Raw genomic sequence first — 11,672 nt, 5'->3', positions numbered from 1 at the left:
GCTACACGCTGGGAACCTGGGGTGCGATCGGAACCACCTTCAGCTACACGCTGGGAACCTGGGGTGCGATCGGAACCGTTTTCCGAAATGGGAGCGCTCACAACGCCACTACGCGACTGGCCAATCAGAGTCTGTTCTTTTTGGCTGTACGCCGCAAAGGTGTTCGCACTGAATGCCACGATAGCGACGCTGATAACTACTGATTTGATGGATTTCATGGCGGCAACTCCAGAGACTATGTGAGTTGTGGGTGCCGCAGCTACGATGTGCGCTGCTGACCCCGCAGAAGGACCTCCTTGCTGCATGGGGTTAGATTAATTTTTCGTATGAGGAAGCGTTACATGGTAAGTGCCGCCTTTTTGCCTAATCCTCTCGCAGTATCGAATCCCGCCCCTCACCGTTTACAAGCTGCCGGTCTTTCTCATGCTATCCAGGAGCAAAAGCTCGAACCTAGGGACTATCCGAACATGGATTCGTGGAAAGCGCCTCCGGTTCGATATCGACCAAACCGTTGTTTCACTATCGAATTTCTTCCAGCGCGATTACTAGCTAGTCGCTGGGGCCAATCAGGATCGTTGCCCAGACGCCGTCACCGAGCCGAAACTATGTGCCACTGCGCACGGTGGTGCGCTTGCCCGGAGTATGCCGCAGGGTAAGTTCTCTGGACTAAGCAAACTCCTGTCGACCCATCACGTGTTCATCAAGGGACTAGCGGCTTGGCGGCTGGATGATTATTAGGTGACGGCGGTGAAGATCGTCTACTGCGGACCGGCCAAGGCCGGGTTGGACCCGCGCCATCTAATCACGCTGTACGCGCTACCTTCCTGCACAAGTAACAGAACCGCACGGCATGCCCGAGGACACCTCCTTCGTCCACCTCATCACCTGCGGAGGCGACCTGAAGCACGTTCTACTACTTCCAGCACTGAAGGCCGTCGTTCATTAGAGCTATGGCTTGCTGAAATGACTGGTACCTGCGGTTCTGCTGAAGATCGTGATGATCATCGGTATGTCCTGGATGGCTGCGCCAGATGCTCAATGTCCCAAAAGTCCCGAAAACACTGCCCTCAGTCCGGAACAGGCCAAGGCCTGCGGTAACGCGGGCGACACGCAGCGTCGCACCGTGACCACTATGATTGGCCAGCTCAAGGAAATACGCAGCAAGATGCTGTCGCTGAAGAGTCGCAACGAGACGTTGAAAAACGAAGTCAGCCTTTCCCTCAAACCGGCGAAAGGCGCGAGATTAATCTAGAAGTGCTCGCGGGCGGCCAAAGCCAAGGACGGCTCTATCTTCACTTCCTCCGGATGACGGCTGAAAGCCTCATAAACTAAGCCATTCGTCTCAAGCTCTTGCCTTCAGAATGTAGCCCCTTGAATAGGGGGGTGGGGTATGCCATTCTCTGCGCCACTTATATAGGTAGGGGGGTATACGATGAGCCATCTTGCAGCCGAGAAAGGGGCGCTGCTCAAACGCGTCAAACGTATTGCCGGGCAGGTTCAAGCAATCGAAAAAGCACTGGTGGATGAGGCGGACTGCGCAGCAACACTTTTTCTCGTGGCTTCGGCCCGAGGCGCGATGAACGGACTCCTGGACGAGATAATCAAGGACCATGCCTGGGCTCATGTGGCAGCCCCTTCCCTTACTGATGAAGAGCGCAGCAAGGGAATGGAAGAACTCCTAGAAGCGATTCAGCGGTATTCGAAATGATCTCGGACATCCAACCAATGAGCACCTCAACATTACCCCACGATCATGTTTTTCTCGGTGCCTCTCATGAAGAGAATGCCAAGCGCACGCTTGGGGTGGTCTTACTGACCGTTGTGATGATGGTGGGTGAGATTGCCGCTGGCTACATCACTGGATCGATGGCGCTGCTTGCTGATGGTTTCCATATGGCCACGCACGCTGGTGCGCTCGGTATAGCGGCAGCCGCGTATGCTTACGCAAAACGCCACGCCAATAACGCCCAGTTCAGCTTCGGAACCGGCAAAGTCGGTGACCTTGGTGGATTTGCTTCGGCGCTCATCTTGGGCCTGGTTGCCCTGGCAGTCGGTGCCGAGTCAGTCGTCCGTCTGTTTCAACCCAATGATGTCCAGTTCGGCATGGCTATCGGCATCGCGGTAATTGGCTTGCTGGTGAACATCGTAAGCGCACTGCTGTTGGGGCACGGGCACGGGCACGACCATGATCACGGACATAACCATCCTCACGATCACGCTCCTGGGCACAGCAGCGGGGATAACAATCTGCGGTCGGCCTATGTACACGTCCTTGCCGATGCCCTGACCTCGGTGCTGGCAATCGTGGCATTGTTGGCGGGCAAATACCTTGGGTGGGGCTGGTTCGACCCTGTGATGGGTATTGTGGGGGCTATGGTTATTGGGCGTTGGTCATGGAATCTAATGAAAGTGACTTCCGGCGTCCTCCTGGACAAAACCGATGACCACATAGTGCAGGAAATCCGCGACTTCCTTGAACAACCGGGTGATGTCCAGATCTGCGACCTGCATGTTTGGCGCGTAGGACCCGACGCTTACGCGGTTATCGTCAGCGTCGTTGGTGGAGTAACCAATGTTGCAACTATTCGTGAACGGTTGCTACCGGTTCATGAAATACGGCATCTGACGGTGGAGATCCACCAAGCCTAATGAATGGGGTGCAGGTCGCAATTGCGGCGTACACCCCATGCTTCACTGCCTCACTCCCAGCTAACTCCTCAATGACTTCGTAGATCGATCCCCCCTTTATTCCACTCTTTCGGTTGAAAAGCGATCTTTGCGTCAGTTGCGGCCCCTCCAATGGTTTTTTGATAGCGTTCGGCTCCTCCCCCCCCCCGATAGGCAAAAAGTCACGGCGAGTTTAACGTCTCAATGATAGAGAAAACCGATTGATGGTGCGCTCGCCAACACGCTCTAGCTCAGCTTAAAACAAACATCAGCAGTTCCGCGCCCTCATCAGAGAGCACCCTCGCCTAGCCAGCTAGACCTACGCAATGCGTTTTTCCAGGGGCCACGCGAATAAAAACGATAGCCACTCGCTCCCCTTTGAGCTGCCTCACTCTTTACGAACAATTTTTTCAATGACTAGGTGCGACGAACACTGCACAATCGTATGCTTTACTTGGAAAAACCTGAATGTGTCACAGCCAGGAGCTATTCAAGCTTTTTGGGGATCCAAACAAACGCGATGCCCCATCACACCACAACTGAAAACCTAACACACGCCTATGCACTTTGGACGTCAAGCGACAGCTATCGTGCATTGAGAAATTCCAGCCACTGAAAAGGAAAAATCATGATTGTCCAACCTACCCCTGGTGTATTAGGCCTTTTTTTTACACTCAAAGGATCCATTGTTAGACGCATCGCGACACGATGCCTGATGATTGCCATCTTGGCGTCCTTGATAGTTTTGATCGAGAGTCGTCATCCTGAATATTTTTTACATGTTAGCGCAACACCATTCACCCTACTTGGCCTATCCCTTTCTATTTTCATGAACTTCCGCAATAATGCCTGCTATGATCGTTGGTGGGAAGGACGCAAAGCATGGGGTATGATGATCATTGAGATACGCTCATTTATACGCGAGAGTGCAGCCATATCTGACCAATCTCTTAGAGAAGACATACTGCGCAGTCTCTGTGGGTTCGCACATGCTCTAAATGCCAAACTTCGCAATGAGCATGAGGCTCAAGCAGCTAGCTCATGGCTTTCTAGCGATACACTAACTTCTAGTCACAATGTCAGCGATCACATTTTGCAACATATCGGAGCCACGTGCTCTCGCTTGGCCACCGATAAAATGATTAGCGATGTACGATACTTGGTACTAGTAGAACGACTGAATGCGCTTACACAAGTACAGGGCATTTGCGAACGTATCAAAACCACCCCAATTCCGTTCCCTTACTCCCTACTGCTCCATCGGACCATTTATCTATTTTGCATCTTGTTGCCTTTCGCGATGGCAGAGCCCCTTGGATGGATGGCCCCCGTGTTCACCGCTATCGTAAGTTACACCTTCTTGGGACTAGACACCATTAGTAACGAACTTGAAGATCCTTTTGGACGAGAAGAAAATGACCTTCCTACAGATGCAATGGTTCGAGTCATCGAGCGGGACATACTAGGTGCGCTGGACTGCAAAAATCTTCCCCCTCTGCGACAGCCAATAAACTGCATACTCAGCTAACCATTGACAAACAACCAGAAATTACCGGAAGCCAGTGAACAACGAATTAACTTCACGAGCCTTATAAAGGCCCTGCTTGTCAAGAGCCTTGCCTCTCCCAGTAATTAGGGAGCGGCAGTTCTATGGGTAGTATGAATGACTGAACGGTGCGAGCACCTGGATCTTACGGCCTGCCCCACAAATTTAGTGGGGCAGGCTTTCACTCACTACAAAACACTCATTTTAGCCCGTTAACAATACTGCCAGAGCATCGCCATTCGCGAAACACCTCAAATGCTAGCTCATTTATTCTTCAACATGCCATGCGGATCGATAACAAACTTAGCGGGAGACCCCTTATCGAATTTCGCATACCCATCCGGTGCTTGATCAAGTGTAATCACTTCAATATTCATCACCTTGGACAAATAAGGCATTTGATCCCAAAGTATTGCTTCGGTCAGATGGCGATTGTAGTTTGTCACTGGTGCCATTCCAGTCATAATCCGTATGGATTTTGTCCACATCTTGCCGAAGTCAAGATGCAAGCGTCCGCTCCCTGCATCTTTATTAACAGGATCAGGGTCGCTCCCTACATAAATACCCGGAATTCCGATTGCGCCACCTGCTCGGACTACATCAAAGAGGCTATTTAGGGCACCGTTAGGCGTCTCAGTATTAGCTTCGTCACCAAGGCCATGTGCTTCAAAACCAACCGCATCTACACCACAGTCGACTTCCGGCTTACCTAGTATCTGATCAATCTGATCGCGCAGCGGTGCAGAGTTACGTAAGTCGATCGTTTCAAAACCGGCATCAGATAGCAGCTTCAGGCGCTCAGGATTCTGGTCGCCCACGATCACACATGCCGCTCCTAACAGTCGCGCCCCCGCCGCCGCACAACGTCCTACTGGACCTGCACCTGCAATGTAAACATGGCTACCTGGCTTCACTCCAGCAGAAACGCAACCGTGAAAACCTGTCGGTAGAATATCTGAGATAAGCGTCAGGTCTTTTATTTTTTCCATCGCCTGTTCTTTATCACCAAACTTGAGCAGCATATAGTCAGCATAAGGAACAAGAACATACTCAGCTTGACCACCAGACCACCCTTTCAAGTCAAAGCCAAAGGCACCTAAATCCGCATCTGGGTTGACCAGGTTATTTTCACAAACGTCAGATCGCGCCTCTTTACAGTTGCGGCACCGCCCGCACGCAACATTAAAAGGCACAGACACTAAATCGCCGATGTCCATTAATTCGACATCCGAGCCCTTTTCTACCACTTCCCCAGTAATTTCGTGCCCGAGCACGTGACCTTTAGGAACGATAAAGCGCCCACGATAAATGTGTTGATCTGAACCACAAATATTTGTTGATACAACCTTTAAAATCACCGCATGTTCAAGCTTTCGATTATTGTGCTCAAGCTTGGGATAAGGAACTGTTTCAACCCGAAGATCACGGGTCCCATGATAGACGACGCTTTTATTACCGGCCATCGCAAACACCCCTTCAGCTAACGTTAACTAGCTTTAAGTGCTCAGTCTTCCTTTACTTTTCGCACCACGGAACTTAAATGATAGACGGGAACAAAGCCCTGTCAAGGCTGTTTTTTGAAAAAATTCCTTTGGGCTATCTAATCTTCGCAAAAAACAATTAAACATTTTAGACGAAAACATATAGGAGGCATTAACAAAGATCGAAATAATCTTTCCCCAAAAGAGCCGACCAAATCAACTGTTTAACCTATAAAATCCATATAGGAGACCGCAAAAAACATCAACCAATTAGGGGTTGTAAGCCGGAAACCCAGAAATTTCCGTCAGCCGATCAACATGGCTTGTCTCGCGCTTGGTCGATGAGTTCCTGCATCGCCCGCATGACTTCTTCGTGGGTGTACGACTTGGCGTTGGGGTCGTCGGCCTCTCGGAGAGCTTCCTCGACCTCGCGGGTCATCCGCGCATATTCTTCCGGCCACAGCGCTTGCTCCATGCGCAGCGACGCCTGCCCAAGCAGGTGCAGCAGGCCGAACAGCCGCATGTCATTGGTGGCGACGACGTGCTCTCGAATCCGCTCCTGGATCACCTCGCAGGCCCGATGCGCCTCTGGCGTCGCCGTGCCCTCGTAGCCGGCTGGGAGTTCTGCTTCTTCAGCGATTCGCGCCCAAGCGATAGCCGGTGGACAGGTTCATTTGCTCATCCACTTGCGCAGCAGACGCTTTTTCAGGGAGGCGCGCTCTTGCGGATTGCGTCCCTTGTGGTTGGCAATGCGATCCGCCGTGGCGGCCTGGCGCTTGATGGGCCAGTAGGAGCGGCCATCCTTACCCATCGACCAGACGTTGCTGACCTGGTTTTCCAGTAGAGGCAGATGGGCGCATAGAGCTTCCGGCGACGCGCTGGCCAGCGCGGTGCGCTCGTGAGTTCGCCAGCGCTGATGCCAGAGTTTCTTGTCCTCGCGCTCGCTACGGCAGGTCGTGTGCCCAACGATGGGCGTTTTGCGGCGGCTGCGGCTCATGATGTGGTTGTCTCCAAGAACATTCAGGACAGGCTTTCTGGGTAGAGCGCCGTCAACCGGGACAGGGTTTCTTGCACTTGTTCCAGCGAGGTCATCAGATGATCAACCTGATCCTGAAGATCCACGGCGAGATCAAATAGCTCAGCCACTCGGCTGCGTGATCCCTCGTTGAACGCGGCCATTGCCAGTTGATGCAGCTTCAACAGGTCGGTGCGCAGTTGCGGAGGTGCGCCGTCTGCGCTGTCATTCAAATCGCCGCGCAGCACGTCCACGGCATCGACTGCACGCAGCAGTGCCGTGGTATCGAAATTCTCGGGAGTCAGTTCGTCCCATTCGTCGTCGGTGATGCGGGCTGCCATCAGGAGGGCTCCGATTAAGCGGTTGCGAGCGTTAGATGCCCGATCGGCTCGGCTGCTGGCCGTACCTTGATTTCGATGTCGTAGCCGAGGCGATTCAGACAATCCATCAGCTTGCGTTCGGATAGATTGGTGAAGTCGCCGCGCATCATGCCCGACACCTTCGGTTGCGGGATGCCCATGCGTTTGGCCGCCGCTTGTTGAGTCAGCCCAAGGGCGCGCATGGCCCTCCTGATCTCGACCACCAGGCCGGTCTTGATCTTGAGCTTTTCAGCGTCAGGCAGTCCAAGGTCGGCAAAGACGTTGCCCGAGCTGCGCTGAACCTCGACGCCTTCAATGATTCGTTTTTGCATTTCGTAGCTCCTGTGCCAATACCTCGGCCACCTTCAGCCGAGCGCGGATGATGTCCATGTCGGCCTTTGGCGTGGCGATTCCGCTCTTGCTCTTCTTCTGGAAGCAGTGCAGGACGAACACCGCTTCCGCAAACTTGACCGTGTATACCGCTCGATAGGTGCCGCCGGCATCGTCTTCGACGACCTCCAGCACGCCGGCACCACCGAACCCCTTGAGCACCTTTGCTGCGTCATCCTGATCGCCTATCTGCGCCAACGAGAGCGCGTAACCGAAACGGCGACGCACGTCGGACGGCAACGCCATCAAATCCTTGTGGCTGCTCGCGATCCATTCGAGCGGTTTTTCTTTGTTTGTCATGACGGAATTTTATACCTGTTCAGGTAATGATGTAAACGCGGCAACCTCAAGGAGGTGTCGTAAAACATTTGTTTTGCGACAGGCTGTCAGCCGCCGCTGTGCTACCTGTGCAACACCCCCTCAAAAATGTACGGAAAACTCTATCGCTATTCACTATTATGCGGAAACCTGTTTTTGATGGTTATCCGCCTATGTTGGTTGGCTACATGCGCGTGTCGTCGGACTCCGACCGCCAGAGCACGGACTTGCAGCGCGACGCGCTGCTCGCCGCCGGCGTCGATCCGCGTCACCTGTTTGAGGATCGTGCCTCTGGCGCGAAGGATGACCGTGCCGGCTTGGCGCGGGCGCTTGAGTTCGTTCGAGCCGGCGATGTGCTGGTGGTGTGGAAACTCGACCGGCTCGGTCGCTCGCTGTCGCACCTGCTCGCCATTGTGACTTCGCTCAAGGACAAGCGGGTGGCGTTCCGCTCGCTGACAGAGAACCTGGACACTACGACGCCCTCGGGCGAATTCCTGTTCCAGGTGTTCGGTGCGCTCGCGCAGTACGAGCGCGCCTTGATTCAGGAGCGCGTCGTCGCGGGCTTGGCCGCCGCACGCAAACGCGGCCGGATCGGCGGCCGGCCGCAGGCGATCACTGGTGAGAAGCTGGACGCCATCGTCGCCGCGCTCGATGGCGGCATGTCTAAGGCGGCGGTGTGCCGCAACTTCAATGTCAAGCGCACTACGTTGATCGAAACATTGACGCGAGCAGGTTGGCGTGGTGCGGGAAGGACGGTCGATGAGCAACAAGAATAAGCTACTCACCGTCTTTTCTGACGCAGAGCAGGAAGCCTTGTACGGCCTACCGGACTTCGACGATGCTCAGCGGCTGGAATACCTGGCGTTGGCCGAATCTGAACTGGCGTTCGCCAGCAGCCGGCCTAGCCTGCAGGCCCAAGTCTATTGCGTCTTGCAGATCGGCTACTTCAAGGCCAAGCATGCTTTCTTCCGCTTCGATTGGCATGAGGTCGAGGACGATTGCGCCTTCGTGCTGAGTCGCTATTTCCACGGCGAAGCGTTCGAACGCAAGGCGATCACCAAGCATGAGCACTACAGCCAGAGGGGTCAGATCGCCGAACTGTTCGGCTACCGGTCGTGGGCGGCTAGCTTCCTGCCGCAACTGGCACAGCAGGCTGAACAGATCGTGCGGCGCGACGTAATGCCAGGATTCGTGGCCGCCGAACTGATCGTTTGGCTCAGCGAGCACAAAATCATCCGGCCCGGCCACACCACCTTACAAGAGCTGGTCAGTGAAGCCCTGTCCACCGAACGCAGGCGCTTGGGCGGCTTGCTGGCAGAAGTGTTGGACGAATCGGCCAAAGCTGCGCTGGGCCAGCTCCTGGTGCGTGACGACACCCTGTCTCAACTGGCAGCGCTCAAGCAGGACGCTAAAGATTTCGGCTGGCGTCAGATGGCAGGGGAGCGCGAGAAGCGCGCCACGCTGAAGTCCTTGCACGGGATCGCCAAGGCGCTGCTGCCCAAGCTCGGCATCTCGCAGCAGAACCTGCTGTACTACGCGAGCCTGGCGAACTTCTATACCGTCCATGACCTGCGCCACCTGAAGGCGGAGCAGACCCGGCTCTACCTGCTGTGCTATGCCTGGGTACGTTACCGGCAGCTCACCGACAACCTGGTCGACGCGATGGCCTTCCACATGAAAAAACTTGAGGACGAGAGCCGCACGGGTGCGAAACAGTCCTTTGTCGCCGAACAGCTGCGACGCCATCAGGAAACGCCGCAGGTTGGCCGCCTGCTGTCGCTGTACGTGGACGACAGCGTGGCCGATCCGACGCCGTTCGGCGAGGTGCGCCAACGCGCCTACAAAATCATGTCCAGGGAATTGCTGCAAAACACGGCGCAGCGCATGAGCGTCAAGCCACTGAACAAACTGGCGCTGCACTGGCAGGCGGTGGACGGCCTGGCCGAACGCATTCGACGCCATCTACGGCCGCTGTACGTCGCGCTCGACTTCGCCGGCACGGCCCCCGATAACCCATGGCTCGCGGCGCTGACTTGGGCCAAGAGCGTGTTCGCCAAGCAGCAGCGCCTATCACAACGGCCACTCGACGAATGTCCGGCGGCAACGCTGCCGAAACGCTTGCGTCCGTACCTGCTGATGTTCGATGCCGAAGGCACGCCGACAGGCCTGCATGCCGATCGTTACGAATTCTGGCTTTACCGTCAGGTCAGGAAACGCTTCCAGGCGGGCGAGCTCTACATTGACGATAGCTTGCAGCACCGGCATTTGTCCGACGAGTTGGTTTCGATGGACGAGAAAGCCGCCGTGCTCGCGCAGATGGACATCCCCTTCCTGCGGCAGCCGGTCAGTGCCCAGCTCGATGCACTGGCGGCCGAGTTGCGTGCGCAATGGGTGGCGTTCAATCGCGAGCTGAAACAGGGCAAGCTGACGCACCTGGAATACGACAAGGACACGCAGAGACTGACCTGGCGCAAGCCCAAGGGGGAGAACCAGAAGGCGCGCGAGCAAGCTCTCTACGAGCAACTGCCATACTGCGATGTCGCCGACGTGTTTCGCTTCGTCAACGGCCAGTGCCAGTTCCTGTCGGCGCTGACACCATTGCAGCCACGCTATGCGAAGAAGGTAGCCGACGCCGACAGTCTGATGGCGGTGATCATTGCCCAAGCCATGAACCACGGCAACCAGGTTATGGCACGTACCAGCGACATCCCGTACCACGTCCTGGAGAGTACCTACCAGCAGTACCTGCGCCAGGCGACGCTACATGTGGCCAACGATTGCATCAGCAACGCCATCGCCGCACTGCCGATCTTCCCGCATTACTCGTTCGACCTCGATTCGTTGTACGGTGCCGTTGATGGGCAGAAATTCGGCGTCGAGCGACCAACTGTGAAGGCGCGCTACTCGCGCAAATATTTCGGCCGCGGCAAGGGCGTCGTCGCCTACACGCTGCTGTGCAATCACGTGCCGTTGAACGGCTACCTGATAGGCGCACACGAGTACGAGGCTCACCACGTGTTCGACATCTGGTACCGCAACACGTCGGACATCGTGCCGAGCGCGATCACCGGCGACATGCACAGCATCAACAAGGCCAACTTCGCCATCCTGCACTGGTTCGGACTTCGTTTCGAGCCGCGCTTCACCGACCTCGACGACCAGTTGCAGGAGCTGTATTGCGCCGATGATCTGGCATTGTACGAGAAATGCCTGATCCGGCCGGCTGGCCAGATCGACCGGCAACTCATCGTCGGTGAGAAGGCGAACATCGACCGAATCGTCGCCACACTGGGCCTGAAGGAAATGACGCAGGGCACGCTGATCCGCAAGCTGTGCACCTATACGGCGCCGAACCCGACGCGGCGCGCAATCTTCGAGTTCGACAAGCTCATCCGCAGTATCTACACACTGCGCTACCTGCGCGACCCGCAACTGGAGCGTAATGTTCACCGCTCGCAGAACCGCATTGAGTCCTATCACCAGCTACGCTCGACCATCGCCCAAGTCGGTGGGAAGAAGGAATTGACCGGCCGCACCGACATCGAAATCGAGATCAGCAACCAGTGCGCCAGGCTGATCGGCAACGCGATCATCTTCTACAACTCGGCGATCCTGTCCCTGCTGCTGACGAAGTACGAGGCAGCTGGCAATGCCAAGGCGCTGGCGTTGATCACGCAGATGTCGCCAGCGGCCTGGCGGCACATCCTGCTGAACGGGCATTACACCTTCCAGACTGACGGCAAGTTCATCGACCTGGATGCGCTCGTGGCGGGACTGGAGCTGGGCTGACGGAAATTTCTGGGATTCCGGCGTACAACCCCGACTTGCGGATCGAGGAGCATTACACCGACACGGCGGGCTTCACCGATCACGTCTTCGCCCTGATGCACCTCCTG

General features: G+C 55.6%; 12 protein-coding genes and 2 pseudogenes. 7 read left to right on the top strand and 7 right to left on the bottom strand.

All coding sequences use genetic code 11. The features are described from left to right. Nucleotides 1-218: pseudogene (locus EKA13_RS28170) on the bottom strand (hypothetical protein); the annotation flags it as partial. A gap of 779 nt (nt 219-997) precedes the next feature. On the opposite strand from EKA13_RS28170, the gene EKA13_RS23430 reads away from it, so the two are divergent. From EKA13_RS23430 to EKA13_RS23415, 4 genes are all read left to right on the top strand, one after another. Further along, complete coding sequence (locus EKA13_RS23430) at nt 998-1,252, top strand: hypothetical protein (protein ID WP_025999834.1); 255 nt, start codon at nt 998-1,000, stop codon at nt 1,250-1,252. A gap of 180 nt (nt 1,253-1,432) precedes the next feature. Next, on the top strand, nt 1,433-1,708 hold the full coding sequence (locus EKA13_RS23425) for a metal/formaldehyde-sensitive transcriptional repressor (RefSeq protein WP_016974633.1): 276 nt from the start codon (nt 1,433-1,435) through the stop codon (nt 1,706-1,708). Beyond that, on the top strand, nt 1,705-2,649 hold the full coding sequence (gene dmeF / locus EKA13_RS23420) for a CDF family Co(II)/Ni(II) efflux transporter DmeF (RefSeq protein ID WP_016974632.1): 945 nt from the start codon (nt 1,705-1,707) through the stop codon (nt 2,647-2,649). The genes EKA13_RS23425 and dmeF overlap by 4 nt, the downstream gene beginning before the upstream one ends. Before the next feature lie 646 nt (nt 2,650-3,295). After that, a complete protein-coding gene (locus tag EKA13_RS23415) occupies nt 3,296-4,195 on the top strand; it encodes a bestrophin family protein (RefSeq protein ID WP_016974635.1) in 900 nt (299 codons plus the stop codon). A 281-nt stretch (nt 4,196-4,476) separates the two neighbouring features. Here EKA13_RS23415 and fdm read toward each other — a convergent pair whose 3' ends face one another. From fdm to EKA13_RS23385, 6 genes are all read right to left on the bottom strand, one after another. Continuing rightward, nucleotides 4,477-5,676, bottom strand: coding sequence for a formaldehyde dismutase (gene fdm, locus EKA13_RS23410; RefSeq protein ID WP_016974636.1), 1,200 nt, complete (start codon nt 5,674-5,676; stop codon nt 4,477-4,479). A 331-nt stretch (nt 5,677-6,007) separates the two neighbouring features. Beyond that, a complete protein-coding gene (locus EKA13_RS23405) occupies nt 6,008-6,262 on the bottom strand; it encodes a hypothetical protein (RefSeq protein ID WP_425312399.1) in 255 nt (84 codons plus the stop codon). Nucleotides 6,263-6,364: 102 nt separating this feature from the next. Next, nucleotides 6,365-6,691 carry a hypothetical protein gene (locus EKA13_RS23400; RefSeq protein ID WP_000091614.1) on the bottom strand — a complete coding sequence of 109 codons (327 nt, stop codon included), beginning with the start codon at nt 6,689-6,691 and terminating at the stop codon, nt 6,365-6,367. Between the two features lie 23 nt (nt 6,692-6,714). After that, nucleotides 6,715-7,050, bottom strand: a complete 336-nt coding sequence (locus EKA13_RS23395; protein ID WP_000741275.1) for a hypothetical protein — start codon at nt 7,048-7,050, stop codon at nt 6,715-6,717. Between the two features lie 14 nt (nt 7,051-7,064). Continuing rightward, on the bottom strand, nt 7,065-7,400 hold the full coding sequence (locus tag EKA13_RS23390; protein ID WP_001172026.1) for a helix-turn-helix domain-containing protein: 336 nt from the start codon (nt 7,398-7,400) through the stop codon (nt 7,065-7,067). Continuing rightward, complete coding sequence (locus EKA13_RS23385; protein WP_003151133.1) at nt 7,381-7,758, bottom strand: type II toxin-antitoxin system RelE/ParE family toxin; 378 nt, start codon at nt 7,756-7,758, stop codon at nt 7,381-7,383. Before EKA13_RS23385 ends, EKA13_RS23390 begins: the two co-directional genes overlap by 20 nt. Nucleotides 7,759-7,949: 191 nt before the next feature. Here EKA13_RS23385 and EKA13_RS23380 point away from each other — a divergent pair, with 191 nt between their 5' ends. From EKA13_RS23380 to EKA13_RS29005, 3 genes and pseudogenes are all read left to right on the top strand, one after another. Further along, the gene (locus tag EKA13_RS23380; RefSeq protein ID WP_010465829.1) at nt 7,950-8,552 is read left to right on the top strand and encodes a recombinase family protein; all 603 of its coding nucleotides are present in this window, start codon (nt 7,950-7,952) and stop codon (nt 8,550-8,552) included. After that, a complete protein-coding gene (locus EKA13_RS23375) occupies nt 8,536-11,565 on the top strand; it encodes a Tn3 family transposase (RefSeq protein ID WP_065761565.1) in 3,030 nt (1,009 codons plus the stop codon). Before EKA13_RS23380 ends, EKA13_RS23375 begins: the two co-directional genes overlap by 17 nt. A 29-nt stretch (nt 11,566-11,594) precedes the next feature. Next, nucleotides 11,595-11,672 (top strand): annotated as a pseudogene (locus EKA13_RS29005) (Tn3 family transposase); the annotation flags it as partial.

It is taken from the genome of Pseudomonas defluvii, from assembly GCF_001695625.1.
GTDB classification, from domain to species: Bacteria; Pseudomonadota; Gammaproteobacteria; order Pseudomonadales; family Pseudomonadaceae; genus Aquipseudomonas; species Aquipseudomonas defluvii.
This window is presented reverse-complemented; position numbering and strand designations above follow the sequence as displayed.

What these genes read in the sequence shown, in the direction of transcription:
- EKA13_RS23430 (WP_025999834.1), top strand. Translation starts at nt 998, where the DNA reads ATGATCATCGGTATGTCCTGGATGGCTGCGCCAGATGCTCAATGTCCC.
- EKA13_RS23425 (WP_016974633.1), top strand. Translation starts at nt 1,433, where the DNA reads ATGAGCCATCTTGCAGCCGAGAAAGGGGCGCTGCTCAAACGCGTCAAA.
- dmeF (WP_016974632.1), top strand. Translation starts at nt 1,705, where the DNA reads ATGATCTCGGACATCCAACCAATGAGCACCTCAACATTACCCCACGAT.
- EKA13_RS23415 (WP_016974635.1), top strand. Translation starts at nt 3,296, where the DNA reads ATGATTGTCCAACCTACCCCTGGTGTATTAGGCCTTTTTTTTACACTC.
- fdm (WP_016974636.1), bottom strand. Translation starts at nt 5,676, where the DNA reads ATGGCCGGTAATAAAAGCGTCGTCTATCATGGGACCCGTGATCTTCGG.
- EKA13_RS23400 (WP_000091614.1), bottom strand. Translation starts at nt 6,691, where the DNA reads ATGAGCCGCAGCCGCCGCAAAACGCCCATCGTTGGGCACACGACCTGC.
- EKA13_RS23395 (WP_000741275.1), bottom strand. Translation starts at nt 7,050, where the DNA reads ATGGCAGCCCGCATCACCGACGACGAATGGGACGAACTGACTCCCGAG.
- EKA13_RS23390 (WP_001172026.1), bottom strand. Translation starts at nt 7,400, where the DNA reads ATGCAAAAACGAATCATTGAAGGCGTCGAGGTTCAGCGCAGCTCGGGC.
- EKA13_RS23385 (WP_003151133.1), bottom strand. Translation starts at nt 7,758, where the DNA reads ATGACAAACAAAGAAAAACCGCTCGAATGGATCGCGAGCAGCCACAAG.
- EKA13_RS23380 (WP_010465829.1), top strand. Translation starts at nt 7,950, where the DNA reads ATGTTGGTTGGCTACATGCGCGTGTCGTCGGACTCCGACCGCCAGAGC.
- EKA13_RS23375 (WP_065761565.1), top strand. Translation starts at nt 8,536, where the DNA reads ATGAGCAACAAGAATAAGCTACTCACCGTCTTTTCTGACGCAGAGCAG.